Source organism: Noviherbaspirillum phoenicis (assembly GCF_047237965.1).
Lineage (GTDB): Bacteria > Pseudomonadota > Gammaproteobacteria > Burkholderiales > Burkholderiaceae_D > Noviherbaspirillum_A.
The window spans coordinates 2,047,958-2,066,493 of the sequence record NZ_JBDFLX010000001.1 but is presented as its reverse complement, the minus strand read 5'-3'; the positions used below and the strand labels follow the sequence as shown (position 1 = coordinate 2,066,493).

At 63.8% G+C, this 18,536-nt stretch carries 16 protein-coding genes; 5 read left to right on the top strand and 11 right to left on the bottom strand.

Annotation, left to right across the window (positions count from 1 at the left end; genetic code table 11):
- From ABC383_RS09440 to ABC383_RS09405, 8 genes are all read right to left on the bottom strand, one after another.
- Nucleotides 1-768 (bottom strand): ABC transporter ATP-binding protein, encoded by a 768-nt coding sequence (locus tag ABC383_RS09440; RefSeq protein ID WP_413013411.1) that lies wholly within the window; start codon nt 766-768, stop codon nt 1-3.
- Nucleotides 758-1,780 (bottom strand): branched-chain amino acid ABC transporter permease, encoded by a 1,023-nt coding sequence (locus tag ABC383_RS09435; RefSeq protein ID WP_413013408.1) that lies wholly within the window; start codon nt 1,778-1,780, stop codon nt 758-760. Before ABC383_RS09435 ends, ABC383_RS09440 begins: the two co-directional genes overlap by 11 nt.
- A gap of 2 nt (nt 1,781-1,782) precedes the next feature.
- On the bottom strand, nt 1,783-2,655 hold the full coding sequence (locus tag ABC383_RS09430) for a branched-chain amino acid ABC transporter permease (protein ID WP_413013406.1): 873 nt from the start codon (nt 2,653-2,655) through the stop codon (nt 1,783-1,785).
- Between the two features lie 26 nt (nt 2,656-2,681).
- On the bottom strand, nt 2,682-2,945 hold the full coding sequence (locus ABC383_RS09425) for a hypothetical protein (protein WP_413013404.1): 264 nt from the start codon (nt 2,943-2,945) through the stop codon (nt 2,682-2,684).
- Nucleotides 2,946-3,574: 629 nt separating this feature from the next.
- Nucleotides 3,575-4,744, bottom strand: a complete 1,170-nt coding sequence (locus ABC383_RS09420) for an ABC transporter substrate-binding protein (RefSeq protein ID WP_413013402.1) — start codon at nt 4,742-4,744, stop codon at nt 3,575-3,577.
- A gap of 56 nt (nt 4,745-4,800) precedes the next feature.
- A complete protein-coding gene (locus ABC383_RS09415) occupies nt 4,801-5,607 on the bottom strand; it encodes an alpha/beta fold hydrolase (RefSeq protein WP_413013400.1) in 807 nt (268 codons plus the stop codon).
- A gap of 2 nt (nt 5,608-5,609) precedes the next feature.
- Entirely contained in the window at nt 5,610-7,175 is a 1,566-nt protein-coding gene (locus ABC383_RS09410; protein ID WP_413013398.1) for a benzoate-CoA ligase family protein, read from the bottom strand.
- Nucleotides 7,176-7,271: 96 nt separating this feature from the next.
- Nucleotides 7,272-7,742, bottom strand: a complete 471-nt coding sequence (locus tag ABC383_RS09405) for a DUF4863 family protein (RefSeq protein ID WP_413013396.1) — start codon at nt 7,740-7,742, stop codon at nt 7,272-7,274.
- Nucleotides 7,743-7,931: 189 nt separating this feature from the next.
- Here ABC383_RS09405 and ABC383_RS09400 point away from each other — a divergent pair, with 189 nt between their 5' ends.
- From ABC383_RS09400 to boxA, 5 genes are all read left to right on the top strand, one after another.
- The gene (locus ABC383_RS09400; RefSeq protein ID WP_413013394.1) at nt 7,932-8,831 is read left to right on the top strand and encodes a helix-turn-helix transcriptional regulator; all 900 of its coding nucleotides are present in this window, start codon (nt 7,932-7,934) and stop codon (nt 8,829-8,831) included.
- 97 nt (nt 8,832-8,928) lie between these two features.
- Nucleotides 8,929-9,714 (top strand): hypothetical protein, encoded by a 786-nt coding sequence (locus tag ABC383_RS09395; protein WP_413013392.1) that lies wholly within the window; start codon nt 8,929-8,931, stop codon nt 9,712-9,714.
- Between the two features lie 180 nt (nt 9,715-9,894).
- Entirely contained in the window at nt 9,895-11,553 is a 1,659-nt protein-coding gene (gene boxC / locus ABC383_RS09390) for a 2,3-epoxybenzoyl-CoA dihydrolase (protein ID WP_413013390.1), read from the top strand.
- 51 nt (nt 11,554-11,604) lie between these two features.
- The gene (gene boxB, locus ABC383_RS09385) at nt 11,605-13,032 is read left to right on the top strand and encodes a benzoyl-CoA 2,3-epoxidase subunit BoxB (RefSeq protein WP_413013388.1); all 1,428 of its coding nucleotides are present in this window, start codon (nt 11,605-11,607) and stop codon (nt 13,030-13,032) included.
- 48 nt (nt 13,033-13,080) lie between these two features.
- Nucleotides 13,081-14,328 (top strand): benzoyl-CoA 2,3-epoxidase subunit BoxA, encoded by a 1,248-nt coding sequence (gene boxA / locus ABC383_RS09380; RefSeq protein ID WP_413013386.1) that lies wholly within the window; start codon nt 13,081-13,083, stop codon nt 14,326-14,328.
- 86 nt (nt 14,329-14,414) lie between these two features.
- On the opposite strand, the gene ligD is transcribed toward boxA, so the two are convergent.
- From ligD to ABC383_RS09365, 3 genes are all read right to left on the bottom strand, one after another.
- Nucleotides 14,415-17,024 carry a DNA ligase D gene (gene ligD / locus ABC383_RS09375; protein WP_413013384.1) on the bottom strand — a complete coding sequence of 870 codons (2,610 nt, stop codon included), beginning with the start codon at nt 17,022-17,024 and terminating at the stop codon, nt 14,415-14,417.
- Complete coding sequence (gene ku, locus ABC383_RS09370) at nt 17,021-17,902, bottom strand: non-homologous end joining protein Ku (protein WP_413013382.1); 882 nt, start codon at nt 17,900-17,902, stop codon at nt 17,021-17,023. Before ku ends, ligD begins: the two co-directional genes overlap by 4 nt.
- Nucleotides 17,903-18,192: 290 nt before the next feature.
- Nucleotides 18,193-18,384, bottom strand: coding sequence for a hypothetical protein (locus tag ABC383_RS09365; RefSeq protein WP_413013380.1), 192 nt, complete (start codon nt 18,382-18,384; stop codon nt 18,193-18,195).
- Between the last annotated feature and the right edge of the window lie 152 nt (nt 18,385-18,536).

Sequence of the window (18,536 nt, the reverse complement as noted above, 5' to 3'; positions counted from 1 at the left end):
TCAGTGGGCCTCGCCCAGGTAGGCGGTCTGGACGTCGGGATTGGTGCGGATGTTGTCGGGGATGTCGCTGGCGATGACTTCGCCGTTGACCATCACGGTGATCTTGTCGGCCACGCGGAACACCGCGTCCATGTCATGCTCGACCAGCAGCACCGCATGGTCGCGCTTCAAACGTTCCAGCAGCGACAGCATGCGCTCGGATTCCTCGGCGCCCATGCCGGCTAGCGGCTCGTCGAGCAGCAGCACCCGCGGGCGGGTTGCCAGGCACATCGCGATTTCCAGCTGGCGCTTCTGGCCATGGCTCATGCTGCCGGCCGGGCGCTCGGCGAAGGACGCCAGGCCCGCTACTTCCAGCACCTCGCGCGCGATGCCCACGCTGTGTTCGCAGTCGCGCGCCGACTGCCACAGGTGCCAAGGCCGCTGCAGCGCGGCCTGCGCGGTCAGGCGACAGTTTTCCAGCACCGAGAACTGCGGAAAGATGGTGGTGCGCTGATAGCTGCGGCCGATGCCGGCGCGCGAGCGCCTGGGCTGCGGCCAGGCGGTGGCATCCACGCCGTCGAACTTCAGCACGCCTTCGGAGGCGGCGATCTCGCCGGACAGCATGTTGATCAGCGTGGACTTGCCGGCGCCGTTGGTGCCGATCACGGCATGCAGTTCGCCGACATGCAGGTCGATCGACACATTGCGCACGGCGGTCAGGCCGCCGAAGCGGCGCGTCAGCGACCCGGCCTGCAGCAGGGGCGTGGTAGCGGTTTGTTCAGTGCGCATGATGCGACTCCGGTGAACGTGTGAAACGGCGCGCCAGGCCGATCAGGCCCTGCGGCAGCAGGGCCACGAACAGGATCATGGTCAGGCCCAGCGTCAGCTGCCAGCGCTCGGCGAAGGCGCCGAAGATGTCCGACGATGCATAGAACTCCTTCAACAGCACGAAGGCTACCGCGCCCAGCACCGCGCCGCGCAGGCTGCCCAGGCCGCCCAGGATGATCATCATCAGCACGCCGCCCGACTCGTGCCAGGACAGCAGCTCCGGGTTGACCGCGCCATTCTTGGCGGCCATCAGGAAGCCGGCCACGCCGGCCAGCATCGCCGCTAGCACGAAGGCGGCCAGCTTGTAGAAATAGGTGTTGAAGCCGGCGGCCCGCATGCGCTGCTCGTTGATGCGGATGCCGGCCAGCGCATGGCCGAAGCGCGAGCGCAGCACCGCGGCCAGCAGCGCATAGGTGCCGACCAGGCAGGCCAGCGCCAGGTAGTACATGTGGCTGGACTTTTCCAGGTCGAGCAGGGTGGCGCCGCCGATGGCCAGCACTGGACGCGAGGTCAGGAAGATGCCGTCGCTGCCGCCGCCGACCGGCGTGTCGTGGAAGACGAAGTAGGCCATCTGGGCAAAGGCCAGCGTGACCATGATGAAGTACACGCCGCGGGTGCGCAGGCTGAGCGCGCCGGTGACCAGCGCATACAGCCCGGCCGCCAGCATGGATGCCGGCAGCAGCCAGAACACCGACGCGGCATTGTCGCCGGAGGCCAGCACTGTGACATAGGCGGCGATGCCGAAGAAGCCGGCATGGCCCAGGCTGACCAGGCCGGTGGTGCCCACCAGCAGTTCCAGGCTCAGCGCAAAGATCGCATAGACCATGATGCGCAGCACCAGGTCGGCGCTGTACGAGGACATGAAGGCGGGCAGGGCGGCCAGCAGCAGCACCACTGCCAGCGGCAGCAGCGAGGCTTGCAGGCCGCGGCGCGAAGTGCGGGTTACGGGAAGGGAAAGAGGCGTGCTGTTCATGATCAGTAACCTTTGCTCTTCAGGCCTTCCGGCCGCCAGATCAGGATCAGCGCCATCAGCAGGTAGACGCTGATGCCGCTGTATTGCGCGAAAAACACCTTGCCGAAGGTATCGACGAAGCCCACCAGCAGCGCGGCAATGAGGGCGCCGGAAATCGAGCCGATGCCGCCGATGACGACCACCACGAAGCAGATGATCAGGATCTGCCCGCCCATGCCCGGATAGACGGAAGCGGCCGGCGCGGCGATCATGCCGGCCAGCGCCGCCAGCGCCACGCCGGCGGCGAACACGATACGGTACAGCAGGCGGATATTGATGCCCAGCCCGCGCACCATGTCACGGTTGCTGGCGCCGGCGCGGATCATCATGCCCAGGCGGGTGCGGTTGACCACGAAGTACAGGCCGATGGCGACGACGATGCACGCCGCCGAGGCGAACAGGTTATAGACCGGGTAGGTCATCATGCCGCCGAGCGAGATGCCGCCTGACAGCCAGGGCGGGGCGGTGACGCCGTGCACGTCATTGCCGAACAACATGCTGCGCACCTCCTCGAATACCAGGATCAGCGCATAAGTCATCAGCACCTGCTGCAGGTGGTCGCGCTGGTACAGGTAGCTGAAGAACACCCACTCCAGCACGAAGCCCAGGATCACCGCCAGCACGATGCCGGCCAGCAGTTGCAGGATGAACTGTTCGCCGAACAGCGGGGCGAGGGCGAAGGCCATGTAGGCGCCGATCATGTAGAAGCTGCCATGAGCCAGGTTGATCACGCCCATGATGCCGAAGATCAGGGTCAGGCCGCTGGCGACCAGGAACAGCAGCAGGCCATACTGGATGGCGTTGAGGCACTGGATGAGGAAGGTGGGGAGATCCATGATGATGTCTATTTGTGAATCAGATTTCAGATGCCTCTAATGTTGCCGTTGCCTTTGACGTACGCGCAGCGACAGTTGCCGTTGCTTTTGACGTAGCCGTAGCCGTTGCCGTTGCCGTTGCAGTGGCCGTTGCCGTTGCCGTGAAATCCCGTTGAGCGCGCCGTGTCAGCGGTGCCCGGAGCGGGAAAAGGTGCGGCGTCTGTCTGAGTCAAGCGCAGCTTGGCGAGTTTAGCCGCGCCCCGCTCCGGGTACCGCTGGCACGGGCACCCCGCGCAGCGGGGCGCGATCACCGGGTCGCCTTTTTTTGGTTACTTTTTTTGGCGAAGCAAAAAAAGTGACCCGGCCGCCGGGACGGATTCCCGGCTTGTCTCCACGGCAGTGCAGCCGCCTTGCGTCACCCGGCAAGGCACGGGCAGCACTGTCGTCTTTGCTTTTGACGTTTTTCGGCAAACTTCAAACTTCAAACTTCAAAAGCAACTGCTGCTTCGCAGTGACGTCTTTCCGCCGGGTGAAACAAGCCCACTGCACTGTCGTCATGACCAGGCCGGGTGTTCGCCCCGGCGGGCGACCTACTTCTTTTGCTTCGCCAAAAGAAGTAGGCAAGAAAAGGCGACCCCGACTGTGCCGCCCCGCTACGCGGGGTTCCCGTGCCGTCGATGCCCGGAGCGGGGCGCGGCTAAACTCGCTCCGCTGCGCGGCGCTCAGACAGACGCCGCACCTTTTCCCGCTCCGGGCACCGCCGTCACGGCGGTACACAGACGGGGACCCTAACGGCAACGGCCACTTCAAAAGCAAAAGCAACTGCAACTGCAACGGCCACTTCAAAAGCAACGGCAACTGTCGCTGCGCGTACGTCAAAGACAACCCCGACAGTCCTCCATACGCGCCGCTTCGGCCGGTACGCCGGGCCGCCCCCACATTACATCTTGCATCCCTTGGCCGGATCGGCAAGCGCCTTCACCGCCACACCCTTGACCTCGTTCAGGTTGCCCTTTACCTGGCGCAGATAGATGTCCTGCACCGGGTTATGCGCGGACGACAGCTTGAACTTGCCGCGCGGGCTGTCGATCTCGGCCTTCTCCATGCCCGCCACCAGTTTGTCCCGGTTCTTGATGTCGCCGCCGGCCGCCTTCAGGCCCGCCGCCAGCATCTGCGCCGCGTCGTAGCCCTGCACCGCATAGACGTCGGCATTGACCTTGTACGCCTTGGCAAAGGCCAGGCGGAAGGCATTGTCGCGCGGGGTGTTGAGGTTGTCGGCATAGTGCAGCGTGGTGTACATGCCCTGCGCCGACTCGCCCTGCGCTTCCAGCGTGCCGTCGGTCAGGAAGCCGGGGCCGTACAGCGGCGCGCTCTTCATCAGGCCCGCGGCCGCATAGTCCTTGACGAACTTGACCGCGCCGCCGCCGGCGAAGAAGGCATACACCGCATCCGGCTTCTGCGCCGCAATCTGCGTCAGGAGCGCCTGGAATTCGACGTTGGGGAAGGGCAGGGTCAGCGCTTGCATGACCTTGCCGCCGGCGGCTTCGAAGCCTTCGGTGAAGCCCTTCACCGATTCATTGCCGGCTGCATAGTTCCAGGTGATGGTGACCACTTTCTTGTGGCCGCGCTCGGCCGCGACCTTGCCCATTGCATAAGCCGGCTGCCAGTTGGAGAAGGAACTGCGGAAGATATTCTTGGCGCACATCGGGCCGGTGACGACGTCGGCGCCGGCATTGGGCACGATCAGCAGGGTGTTCGATTCCTTCGCCGCCTTGGCCATGGTCTGCGCCACGCCCGAATGCACGGTGCCCACCAGTACGTCGACCTGGTCGCGCTTGATCAGCTTGTTGACATTGTCGGCCGCCTTGGCGGGGTCGGATTCATCGTCGACCTTGAAGTACTGCACCTCCTGGCCGCCCAGCTTGCCCCCCTGCTCGGCGACATACAGCTTGAAGCCGTTTTCTATCATCGTGCCGAGATTGGCGAAGGTGCCGGTGGCCGGCAGCATCAGGCCGACCTTGATCGGCGCGTTCTGCGCATGGGCCTGGCTGCCCAGGGCGAATACGGCGGCGGCGATGGCCAGGCGTGCGGGCGTGAATCTGATCTGCATGGTGTCTCCTGATTTACGTTCTTGTTTGTTGTATGACTGCTGTTTGCCAGGCTTCTTCAGGCCAGGCCGTTGATGAATCTGCCAGCTTCCCTGCTCAACGCCGCCGGCTGGTCGCGGTGGGGCGAATGTCCGCATTGCGGCAGCACCAGGACCCTGGTCTGCGGCGCCTTGCGGGCAATGCCATGGACCTGTTCCAGCGTGCCGTATTCGTCGTCCTCGCCCTGAACCGCCAGCACCGGGCAGCCGATGCGCGCCAGTTCGGCTTCGATGTTCCAGTCGCGGAAGGCAGCATCCAGCCAGATGTCATTCCAGCCCCAGAAGGCTGAATCGACATCGGCGTGATAGCGCGCCAGCCGCTCGCGCAGGCCCTGCGAGAGGTAGGCTTCCCGCGCCGCCGCGATGCTGGCGACGCTGATGTCCTCGACGAAGATATGCGGAGCGAGGACGATAACACCGCGCAGGTGTTCTGCAAAGCGTGCCGCATGCAAAAGGGCAATAGAGCCGCCGTCGCTATGGCCGAACAGCCAGGGCCGCTCGATGCCCAGCGCGCTGAGCAGCGCCGGCAGCACTTCATGCGCCTGGCGATGCATGAAGTCCGGCGCCCAGTGTTCACCCTGCGGGCGCGGCGTCGACTCGCCATAGCCATAGCGGGAATAGACCAGGCCGCGCAGGCCGTGCTCGTCGCAGAAGCGTTGCGGGAAGTCCTTCCACATCGCCACCGAGCCCAGGCCCTCATGCAGGAACACCACCACCGGCCGGCCGGCATCGGCGCTGCCGACCCACTGGTACTCCAGCGACAGCGGCCGGCCGCGCCAGTCCAGCTCGATGAAGGAAGAGGCGAGGGCGGGATTCTGCTCGGCCATCCTCATGCCTCCAGCGCGCGCAGCTTGAAGCGCTGTATCTTGCCGGTGGCGGTCTTGGGCAGGTCTTCCACGAAGATGATGTCGCGCGGGTACTTGTGCGGCGCCAGCCGGCCCTTGACGAAGGCTTTCAGCTCGGCGCACAGCGCATCGCCGGCGGCCTGGCCGGCGCGCGGCACCACATAGGCCATGGTCTTGGTCAGGCCCTGTTCATCGGGCTTGCCGACCACCGCGCATTCCAGCACCGCCGGGTGGGCAATCAGCGCCGACTCGACCTCGATCGGCGATACATACTGCCCGCTGACCTTGAGCATGTCGTCGCTGCGGCCGGCATAGCTGTAGTAGCCCTCGGCGTCCTTCACATACTTGTCGCCGCTCCTGACCCATTCGCCCTGGAAAGTGGCGCGTGTCTTGTCGCGGTTGGTCCAGTACATCAGCGCCGCGCTCGGGCCGCGGATGTACAGGTCGCCGACCTCGCCGACGCCGACCGGCTTGCCCAGTTCGTCGCGCAGCTCGATGTCATAGCCCTCGACCGGCTTGCCGGTCACGCCATAGCGCACGTCGCCGCTGCGGTTGGACAGGAAAATATGCAGCATCTCGGTGGAACCCAGGCCGTCGAGGATGTCGGCGCCGAAATGGTCGCGGAAGCGCTCGCCGACTTCGCGCGGCAGCATTTCGCCGGCCGAGGCGCAGATGCGCAGCGCCACCTGCTCGCGCGCCGGCAGCTCGGGCGAGGCCAGCATGCCGACATACAGCGTGGGCACGCCGGCAAACACCGTGGGCCTGTGCTCGATCAGCCGCCTGAACACCGCCTGCGGCGTCGGACGCTCGGCCATCAGCACCGTGGTGGCGCCGACCGACAGCGGGAAAGTCAGGCCGTTGCCCAGGCCATAGGCGAAGAACAGCTTTGCGGCCGAGAACACCACGTCGTCCTCGCGCACGCCCAGTACCGGCTTGCCATACAGTTCGGCGGTCCAGTACAGGTTGGCATGGGAATGCACCGTGCCCTTGGGCCGGCCGGTCGAGCCGGAGGAATAGAGCCAGAAGGCGAAGTCGTCGGCATGGGTGTCGGCATGGCTGCCTTCGGGCAGCGGCCGGGCGTCGAGCAGCGCGTTGAAACCAAGCGCGCCGTCGGGCAGTTGCTGCGCGTCGCCCGATACCACCAGCTGCGGCTTTCTGCCCGACTGGGCAATGGCGTCCTGCACCACTGGCAGCAGGCCGGCCGAGGCCAGCACCACGCGCGCGCCGCAGTGGGCCAGCATGTAGGCATAGTCGGCCGCCGGCAGCAGGGTGTTGACCGGCACCGGCACGATGCCGGCAAGCATCGCGCCCAAGAGCGCCACTGGCATGTCGGTGGTGTCGTGCATGATGACCAGCACCCGCTCTTCCGGGCGAAGGCCTAGGGCGAGCAGGCCAGCCGCGCAGCGGCGCACCCGTTCGTCCAGATCGCCATAGCTCAGGGTCTCTCGGTCATCGATATAGGCGGGCTTGCCAGCGCGGCTGCGATTGATTTCCAGGATGTGTTGCGCGAAGTTGAACCGCTCGGGCGGCTGCTTGTGTGGGTGCTGCATGGTGTCTCCTCCAGCTGCTGAAGTCTTGGTGCGGTGCCGCCGGCTAGCCCGGTGGCGCCGCGCCAGGAATGCGGTGGCGCGGCGGTTTGCTCATGGTCAGGCCGCGGCGGTGAACTGGATCGAACCCTGCGGCAGCAGGTACAGAACCAGCGCCCGGCCGTCGGTCACGGTAGGGTGGTGGGCGCTGCCGGCTTCATACACGCACCAGCCGGCAGGGCAGCCGTCGAAGCGGGCGCCGGGCGTCAGCGGCATGATCAGGTCGATCTCGCCGTTCGGATGGCTGTGGTGCGGGCCGGCCAGGTCCTGCATGTCGACCACGTCGACCGAGAAGCCATGGGTGGCGTCGGTGGCCTTGAGCACCCGGCCGTATTTGATGCCGCCGCCTTCACGATTGCACAGCCAGCCTTCGGCGACGCCGGCCTGGCAGGCAGCGAACAGCGCTTCATAGGTGTCGCTGCCAGGGCCATGGTCGGCATTCAGGTGAGCTTCGAGCGATGCATCGAGCGGCGCGCCCGAGATCTCCGACGTCAAACGGCTAATGCGTTGCTGGAATTGTTGAACATCCACACAGGTTCTCCTCGAACAGCACTTCGCTTATAGTGAGTGCCTTTATTTTCGTTAAGACCGCAACTTATATTGCATCTGAAATCGAGTGTACATGCACTATCTTGCAACGGTCAATACCGTAAGTCATAATATAATTCATCGCAAAAATGCGGCTGGCCCAGGCGAGCGGCAATCAAGGGTAAAAACAGCATGACGGACTTATCCGACCCAATCAAAGACCCTTTCCTGATTACCCTGGGCGAACGCCTCAAGACGCTGCGCGCCCGGCGCGGCATGACGCGCAAGGCGCTGGCCAGGCTGGCCGACGTGTCCGAACGCCATCTGGCCAATGTGGAGTCGGGCGTTGGCAATGCCTCGATCCAGTTCCTGCGGCAACTTACCCTGGTGCTCAACTGCACGCTGGCCGAGATGATCGGCGACGAAACCGCTTCCTCGCCGGAATGGCTGATGATCCGCGAGATCCTGCGCGGCCGGTCCGAAGCCGAACTGGCACAGGCGCGCGCCGCGATGACCGACCTGTTCGAAACGCCCACCAGCGAAAGCGCGCGGCGCCAGCGGGTGGCGCTGGTGGGCCTGCGTGGCGCCGGCAAGTCCACGCTGGGCCAGATGCTGGCCGATACCTGGATGGTGCCCTTCGTTGAACTGAACCGACAGATCGAGGCGCTGGCCGGCTGCAGCATCGCCGAGATCCATGCGCTGTACGGCGCCAATGCCTACCGCCGCTATGAATACCGGGCGCTGGAAGACGCGATCCGGCGCTTTCCCACTGCCGTCATCGCCACTCCCGGCGGCATCGTGTCCGACCCGGCTTCCTTTAACCTGCTGCTGTCGCATTGCTATACGGTCTGGCTCAAGGCCACGCCCGAGGAACATATGGAGCGGGTGCTGGCGCAGGGCGACAAGCGTCCGATGTCGGGCAACCGGGAAGCGATGGACGACCTGAAGAACATCCTAGACAGCCGCGCGCAGTTCTATTCGAAGGCGGACCTGACCTTCGATACGAGTGACATCACGCAGGAGGCGGCGTTTGTCGGGTTGACGGAGCAGTTGCGGGGCAAGGCGCTGGCGGGGGCGAAGGGAGTGGCTTGATCTTTGGACGCATGGCGCCGGAACGGGTAGCACGCAACTGAGTACTGACTGAATCAACCAAGGACCCTGCCCGGATCCTTCTGTGTCAGGACTTCCCATGCAAAATCATGTCTCCCTTATTGCAAGCAAGCATGCTTCCGAACAGCGTAGGCAGTTGGTCAGGCTAATGGAAATGGCAAGAAAAACCGCCGGCTTTGATCCTGACCGGAGCGTGCGCGCCAGGGAGCTCAAGAGCAAGGCTGCTGATGGTTCTGAAATAACAGTGACTGTGCTGTTTGTCCGCACCGGCAAGGAATCCATCCTCGAATCGATCGAGAACTGGTTTTTCAGCAGGCAGGACCAGAAGCTCGGCAGACAGCTTGTCGAGCGGGCCTTTCCGGAGTGGCAGGGCACCGAGAAAAAAACATTTCTGACGTCCTTATTTGAAAAAGACCGTATCACGATAAGGACGCTCGACGACAAGGTCGAACCGCGCAAGAAAGCGTCCGCCGCATTCCGTATTTCATGGCAACAAGCCGCTGAAGCATTCCGGACAGTTCTGGACCGCCATCCGGGCAAGGGCTACTTGCCAAGCCAATGGGGTTTTGCCGGGAGCCAGATTGTTTATATGCGGTCATGCGTGGGCTTGTCGCCACGCTGCAGCAAGGCCGATGATATGTTCGAAAAATTCATTGCGTTCGCCGAAGGGCTTCAGAGCGATGATTTCAGACTCGTTCCTGTGGACACGCGGCAGCATCTTGTCGAGCAGGCGCGCCAGTTTTGCACGGCATGGGCTGGCCAGAAGGCGCTAAAGCCCGAACGGCATAAACATACCGTTTGCACCGGTAAACTCGGGTTTCTGGACGAACTGGTCGTCCAGTTCCAAAAAAGTTTCGCGGCCTAATCAAATAGAAGGTACATGCACTAAGCCTTTCGTCCCCGACGGGTGATGGCAGGCCGTAGCCAATTGCTGCATATGCATGTCGAATTAAACTGCATTTAAATTCTTGACGCCTCCACATTGATGCAATATAGTGCGTTCACCACTTCGTTAATGCACCATATTGCTTTCAAGGATGACGTCATGAGCACTACGCCGCAGGTCGATTATCAAACTTCCCCCGAGCAGTACAAGCACTGGACCCTGAGCTGCGACGGCCCGGTAGCGACCTTAACGATGAACGTGAACGAGGATGGCGGCCTGCGCGAAGGCTACAAGCTGAAACTCAATTCCTATGACCTGGGCGTGGATATCGAACTCAACGACGCGGTGCAGCGCATCCGCTTCGAGCATCCGGAAGTCAGGACGGTGGTGATCACCAGCGCCAGGGACCGCATCTTCTGTTCCGGCGCCAACATCTTCATGCTGGGCAAGTCCAGCCATGCGTGGAAGGTCAACTTCTGCAAGTTCACCAATGAAACCCGCAACGGCCTGGAAGACTCCAGCCGCCATGAAGGCCTGAAGTTCATCGCCGCGGTCAATGGCGCCTGCGCCGGCGGCGGCTATGAACTGGCTGCGGCCTGCGATGAAATCATCCTGGTGGACGACCGTTCCTCGTCGGTCAGCCTGCCGGAAGTGCCGCTTTTGGGCGTGCTGCCGGGCACCGGCGGCCTGACCCGCCTGACCGACAAGAGGCGTGTGCGCCATGACCATGCCGACATCTTCTGCACTACGTCCGAAGGCGTGCGCGGCCAGCGCGCGGTGGACTGGAAACTAGTGGATGCCATCGCCAAGCCAGCCCAGTTCAAGGAAGCGGTGCAAAAGCGCGCCCAGGAACTGGCGGCGCAGAGCGACCGTCCGGCCGACGGCCGCGGCGTCAAGCTCACGCCCCTGAACCGCAAGGTCGGCGACAACAGCATCGACTACGACCATGTAAGCGTTACCATCGACCGCGCCGCCCGCAATGCGGTGCTGACGGTGCGCGGCCCGAAAGGCCCGCAACCGGCGACGGTTGCCGCGATCGAGGAAGCCGGCGTGCAATGGTGGCCGCTGCAGATGGCGCGTGAACTCGACAATGCGATCCTGCACATGCGCACCAATGAACTCGACATCGGCACCTGGCTGCTCAAGACCGAGGGCGACGTGCAGGCCGTGCTCGATGCCGATGCCGTGATGCTGGCCAACCAGTCGCACTGGCTGGTGCGCCAGACCATGGGCCTGATGCGCCGCACCTTTGCCCGGCTGGACGTGTCCTCGCGCTCGCTGTTTGCACTGATCGAGGAAGGCTCCTGCTTTGCCGGCTCGCTGCTGGAAGTGGCGCTGTCGGCCGACCGCATCTACATGCTGGCACTGCCGGACAGCCCCGAGAAGGCGCCGAAGATTGCGGTGTCCGAGATGAATTTCGGCGCCTTGCCCATGGTGACCCGCCAGTCGCGCCTGCAGCGCCGCTTCTATGACGACGAGGCGACCATCGCCAAGGTGCGCGAGACCCTGGGCCAGCCGCTCGATGCCGATCAGGCGATGGCGCTCGGCCTGATCACTTCCAACCCGGACGACATCGACTGGGCCGATGAAACCCGGATGGTGATCGAGGAGCGGGCCAGCATGTCGCCGGACGCATTGACTGGCCTGGAAGCGAACCTGCGCTTCAACGGCCCGGAGACCATGGAGACCCGCATCTTCGGCCGCCTCACCGCATGGCAGAACTGGATCTTCATCCGCCCGAACGCGGTGGGCGAGCTTGGCGCGCTGAAGGTCTACGGCAGCGGCAACAAGGCCCAGTTCGACATGAACCGCGTTTAATCACATACACAGTCAGCACATCGGCAACAGCCTCTCTTAAAGGGAAATATTGTGAGCACAATCGACTACAGCGAAAAGATCCCGAACAACGTCAATCTCTCGGAAGACCGCACCCTGCAGCGCGCGCTGGAGCACTGGCAGCCCAACTACCTTCAGTGGTGGCGCGACATGGGGCCGGACGGCTCGAACAATTTCGACGTCTATCTGCGCACCGCCATCAATGTGACCCCGGAAGGCTGGGCCAACTTCGACCATGTGAAGATGCCGGACTACCGCTGGGGCATCTTCCTGGCGCAGCAGGACGAGAACCGCAAGGTCAATTTCGGCGAGCACAAGGGCGAGTCGGCCTGGCAGGAAGTGCCGGGCGAGCACCGCGCCAACCTGCGCCGCATGATCGTCACCCAAGGCGACACCGAGCCGGCATCGGTCGAGCAGCAGCGCCACCTGGGCCTGACCGCGCCATCCAACTATGACCTGCGCAACCTGTTCCAGATCAACGTGGAAGAGGGCCGCCATCTGTGGGCCATGGTTTACCTGCTGCACAAGTATTTCGGCCGTGATGGCCGCGAGGAAGCCGAAGCGCTGCTGCAGCGTAATTCCGGCGACCAGGACAATCCGCGCATCCTCGAAGCCTTCAACGAGGAAACGCCGGACTGGCTGGCCTTCTACATGTTCACCTACTTCACCGACCGCGACGGCAAGTTCCAGTTGAATGCGCTGTCGGAATCCGGCTTCGATCCGCTGTCGCGCACCTGCCGCTTCATGCTGACCGAGGAAGCGCATCACATGTTCGTGGGCGAGTCGGGCATTTCCCGCGTGCTCTCGCGCACCGCCGCCATCATGAAGCAGCATGGCATCGAGGACCCGGAAGAAGTCAGGAAGCATGGCGTGATCGACCTGCCGACCATACAGCGTTACCTGAACTTCCACTTCAGCGTGACCATCGACCTGTTCGGCGCGGACCAGTCGTCCAATGCGGCCACCTTCTACAGCACGGGCTTGAAGGGCCGCTATGAAGAGACCAAGCGCGATGACGACCATCTGCTGAAGAACAACCAGTACAAGATCCTCGACATCGCCAACGGCCAGCTGGTCGAGCGCGAAGTGCCGATGTTGAATGCCCTGAACGAAGTGCTGCGCGACGACTACATCCGCGACTCGGTGGCCGGCGTGGCGCGCTGGAACCGGGTGCTGGAAAAGGCCGGCCTGGCATTCCGCCTGGTCACGCCGCACAAGGCCTTCAACCGCCACATCGGCACCTTCGCCGGCCAGAAGGTGTCGCCGGACGGCCGCGTGATTTCCGAAGCCGAATGGGCTGCGAACGTGCGCAACTGGCTGCCTACCGAAGAAGACCGTGCCTATGTGGCCTCGCTGATGGGCCGCGTGGTCGAGCCGGGCAAGATGGCGAACTGGATCGCGCCGCCGCCGGTGGGCATCAACCGCCAGCCGGTGGACTTCGAGTACGTCCGCTTCAATTAAGCAATGCACAGGCGCGCCGTCCGGCGCGCCTTCGATGGAATCAGCCCCATGAACGCTCCCGAACAGATTGTCCTGATCCGCCAGCACCTGATCGATCCCGAGGTCTGCATACGCTGCAACACCTGCGAGGAGACCTGCCCGATCGACGCGATCACGCATGACGGCCGCAACTACGTGGTCGACCCCGCGGTCTGCAACGGCTGCAATGCCTGCATCTCGCCATGCCCCACCGGCTCGATCGACCACTGGCGCACCCTGCCCAGGAGCGCGGCCTACAGCCTGGAAGAACAGTTCAGCTGGGACGAGCTGCCGCCGCAGCAGGACGTGCCGGAAGACAGCGCGGTGGAAACCCCGGCCGAGACCGCGGTGGAGCAGGCGCTGGCCGAAGGCATGCAGATCAATGCCGCGGTGTCGCCCACTTCGGCGATCGCGCCATGGTCGGCAGCCCATCCCTACATCAACCTGTACCTGAACAAGAACCCGGTGACGGCCACCGTCGCCGGCAATTACCGGCTCACGGCGGCCGACACCGAAAGCGACATCCATCACATCGTGCTCGACTTCGGCAACCAGTTCTTTCCGATACTGGAAGGCCAGTCGATCGGCATCATCCCGCCCGGCCTGGATGAGAACGGCAAGCCGCACTACATCCGCATGTACTCGGTCGCCAGCCCGCGCGGCGGCGAGCGCGAAGGCTACAACAACTTGTCGCTGACGGTGAAACGGGTGGTGTCGGACCATGAGGGCAGGGCGGTCAGGGGCATCGGCTCCAACTATCTGTGCGACCTGCAGAAGGGCGACCAGGTGCAGGTGACGGGCCCGTTCGGCGCCAATTACCTGATGCCCAACCATGCCGGCTCCAACATCCTGATGATCTGCACTGGCACCGGCTCGGCGCCGATGCGCGCCATGACCGAGCACCGCCGCCGCATGTTCGCCAGGGGCCAGCCGCTGGACGGCAAGCTGATGCTATTCTTCGGCGCCCGCACGCCCGAGGAGCTGCCGTACTTCGGACCGCTGCTCAAGCTGCCGCCGGCCTTCATCGACATGCACCTGGCCTTCTCGCGCCAACCCGACCAGCCGCGCGCTTATGTGCAGGACAAGATACGCGAGGCCGGCACGGCCGTGACCGAGCTGCTCGGCGGCGATACTTACGTCTACATCTGCGGCCTGAAGGGCATGGAGGCGGGCGTGATGGAAGCGCTGCGCGAAGCCTGCGCCGCGTCCGGCATGGACTGGGCCGCACTGCATGCAAAGATGGTGAAGGAAGGGCGTTTCCACGTCGAGACGTACTGAACCAGAGGCGGCCAGCCTGTTGCGGCTGGCGGGCCTGCGCCTGCGGCAACAGCGGCCGCAGGCGCAGGCCCGCCAGCATCACAGCATCACACCTCGAACCTGCTGCGCATCTTCTTGCTGATCTCCTGCTTCAGCTTGAAGTAGTCCGCCCACGGGTCCTGCTTGAGGTCGGCCAGCCGCTGCCGCAGGTTCAGCACGGTGTAACGGTCCGAGCGTAGATCGCTGTCGGCCAGCTCATCCCAGTGCAGCGGCGTCGACACCGGCGCATGCGGCTTGGCGCGGGTGGAGTAGGCCGCCACCGCGGTCGCCTCGGACGCATTGCGCAAGTAATCGACGAAGATCCTGCCACCGCGCTTGGCCTTGCTCATGTTGGCGATGAATCGGTCCGGCAGCACCTGCTCCAGCTGCGCCGCCACCGCCTTCGAGAACGCCTTGACCTCATCCCATGTATGCCGCGGCGCCAGCGGCACCACCACATGCAGGCCCTTGCCGCCGGTGGTCTTGACGAAGCTGGTCAGGCCGATGTCCTGCAGCAGCGAGCGCACCAACTGCGCGCCTTCGACCACGTTCTTCCATTCCAGGTCGGCATCCGGGTCGAGGTCGAAGATCATGCGGTCGGGCCGGTCCAGATGGCCTTCGCGGGCGCCCCAGGTGTGCAGTTCCAGCACGCCCATCTGCACCAGGCTAATCAGGCCGGGCAGGGTGCCGGCGCTCATGTAGGTTGCGGTGGCGCCGCCGGTAGGCACTTCGATGCGGCCCACGCCTTCGGCCGTGGTCTCGTTCGCATGCTTCTGGAAGAAGCAGTGATGGCCCTGCGGGCATCGCACCAGGGTCAGCGGCCGCTGTTTCAGGTGGGGCAGGATCCAGTCGGCGATGTCTTCGTAGTAATGCGCCAGGTCAAGCTTGGTCACGCGGGCCTCGCTGAACAGGATGCGGGTTGCATGGCTGAGCCTGACGCCGGCCACCACGGCCTGGTCTGGCGCGGGCTTGCCATTGCCTGCGCCGCGCTTTGCGCGGGCGGTCGTGGCGGCAGTTGGCGCGGCGTCGCCGGCTTCTTCCCGCGCATGCTGCTCGGCCTCTTCCACCGGCACCGGCCGTTCCTGGCGGATCTCGCGCGCCGGCTTGTCGCTGCGCATGCCCATGAAGGCGCCCTGGCGTATCAGGCCGTCATTGGTCCATTGCGCAAACTTCACTTCGGCGATCAGCCTGGGCTGCAGCCAGTGCAGGCCAGGCGCGCCGCGTTTTTTCGGCGGGTCGCGAAACGGCGGCGCATCAGTGGCCAGATCGGCAAAATCCTTGTGCAGCGCGCGCAAGGTGTCGGCATTGAAGCCGGTGCCGACCCGGCCCGCGTAGCGCAGGCTGCCGTCGTCCTCGAACACGCCCAGCAGCAGCGCACCGAACTTCTCGCGCTTGCCGGCCGGGTCGGTATAGCCGCCCACCACGAACTCCTGGCGTTGCTGGCACTTCACCTTGAGCCAGCTTTCGCTGCGGGTGGCGGCGTAGGGCGCATCGGCGCGCTTGACCATGATGCCTTCCAGGCCATGCATGCAGGCATGCGAAAAGGCGTCGGCCACCTTGCCCTGCAGATGGTCGCTGTAGCGCACCGGTCCGGCCGGGTCGGCCTTCTCCAGCAGCGTGCGCAGCAGCTCCTTGCGCTGCGATAGCGGCATTGCGCGCAGGTCATAGCCGTTCAGGTAAGGCAGGTCGAACGCATAGTAGGCCAGGCGGCCGCGGTGCTGCGCCATGTTCTGCAGCATCTGGAAGCTGACATTGCCCTTTTCATCCAGCGCCACCACTTCGCCGTCCAGCCAGGCATTGTCGGCCGGCAGTTGTGCGGCGGCCTGCACAATGTCGGGCCACTTTGCGGTCCAGTCATTGCCGGCGCGGGTATAAAACACCGCCTTGCCCTTGTCGATACGGCACAGGGCGCGGTAACCGTCGAACTTGATCTCGGCCAGCCAGTCGTCGCCTTCCGGCGCACGGTCGGTCAGCGTGGCCAGTTGCGGCTCCAGCATGGCGGGCAACGGCGCCTTGACGCCCTGGCCTGTCCTGGCGGGGCTGGCTCGCTTCGCGGCCTTGGGCTTGGCCTCGGCGCGGACGGGTGCCGCGGCTTTCCCGGCTTTGGCCCGGGCTGCCCGCGCCGGTTTGCCGATTTCCTTGCCTGACAACACACTGTCCGGCAGGCGCTCCGTGATCTCCGCTTCCGGGCCGTCGCGCGCGGCCTCGTCGCGCTCCTTGACCAGGAGCCAATTGTCCTTGTCCGAGCCCGGCCTGCGCATGCGCAGCAGGGCCCAGCCGCCGGACAGCTTCTCGCCGTCCAGCCTGAACTTCAGATGGCCCTTGCGATAGCCCTCGGCCGGGTCGCCAACCGGCGCCCAGCTGCCGCGGTCCCATACGATGACCTCGCCGCCGCCATATTCATGCGCCGGTATGGTGCCTTCGAAGCTGCCATAGGACACTGGGTGATCTTCCACGTGGACTGCCAGCCGCTTCTCCTTCGGATCAAGGCTGGGGCCCCTGGGAATGGCCCAGCTCTTGAGCGTACCGTCCAGCTCAAGCCGGAAGTCGTAATGCAGCTTGCTGGCCGCATGCTTCTGGATCACGAATGACAGCCGGGAGCCGGACTGGGCCATTTCACCGCGTGGCTCCGGCGTCTTGCTGAAATCGCGCTTGGCGTCATATTTATCGAGTGTCATGCGCGGGCCCGGGTTTTCCTGGCGGGTTCATGATTCGCCGCCTTTTTTGCGGGCGCCTTCCTCGCGGCCGGCTTGCCTCGGCTGTTGACGCTCTCCCGCAGCAGCGCCATCAGGTCCACGATATTGTCGCCACGGGCCGGCGCTTCCTCTTCGGCTTCGGGCGGCGTGATGAGCCTGGTCTGGTTGGCCTTGATCTTGCGCTGCACCAGGGCCAGCACGTCTTCGCGGTAGGTGTCGTGATAGTCCGCGGGCGCGAAGTCGCCGGCCATGCCCTTGACCAGCGCCAGCGCCATCTCGATTTCCTTTTCCTGCAGCGCCAGCTTGCGGCTATTGCTGCGCGGCAGTTCGAAGTCGTCTACGCTGCGGATCTCGTCGTTGTAGCGCAGCGTGTTCATCACGATCATGTCGCCCATGGGCAGCAACGCGACCAGATGCTGGCGGGCGCGTATCACCACCTGGGCAATGCCCATCATGCCGGAGCGGGACAGCGCCTCGCGCAGCAGGGCATACACTTTCTCGCCGCCCTTGTCGGGCGTCAGGTAATAGGGATGCTCGAAGTACACCACCGGCACTTCGGCGGCATCGACGAAGGTCATGATGTCCACGGTCTGGGTGGCTTCGACATTGGCGCGCCGCAGGTCTTCCGGCGACAGCACGACGAAATGGTCCTTCTCGTATTCGTAGCCCTTGACGATGTCGTCCCAGTCGACTTCCTTGCCGGTGTCCTTGTTGACCCGCTTGTAGCCGATCGGCGCGAAGTCGCGCTTGTCCAGCATGGTGAGATCGAGCTCGTGGCCGCGGTCCTCGGCGGAAAACATCTGTACCGGGATATGAACCAGGCCGAAGCTGATCGCGCCTTTCCACAGGCTTCTCTGCATGGCGTCCTCCTTGTTTTACCTTGCCCCATTTCAGGCTAGGACAGGGCAGTCAGGCACGCCATAGGACAATTACTGAAAACAATGTAGGAATGGCATGCAGGCGGTGCAGCTTGGCCACTGCGTCTGCAGGACAGCCGAGGAATCTCGACCTTGATTGAAAAAGGTGCCAGTTTCGATGAAAGGCAGCGGTCTAGTGCTTCCAGCAACGGCATGTTTCCATGTGCCATGGCAAGATAGGAAGTGCCACGCCACGTCGGCACTTCGCATCATCCGTTTCAGAATTGATTGGGCTACTTTTTTTTGAAAATAGCAGCAATGGCGTTAATTGCGTCGTCGATCATCGCGGCAATAGGTGCTAACAGCACCTTGACTGCATCCTTGTCGCCAGCGGAAATCGCATCGAGGGCTGTGTCATCCAACTGGACTCCCGCATTATTGCCGCGTGGTTGGAATTGCTTGCTGCTGTTGTTTTCGAATTTCATGGTGATCCTTTGCTTGGGAAGAACAGGGAAAGCGATGGCCTGCTTTGTGCAACGGGCCGCCCGCTTGCTTATGTAATTACCAAAAAAATTCCCATCGTTTCAGGAATTGACGCTGTTCTTCCCTTTCGGCGCGTCATGCGCCCGCCCGATTC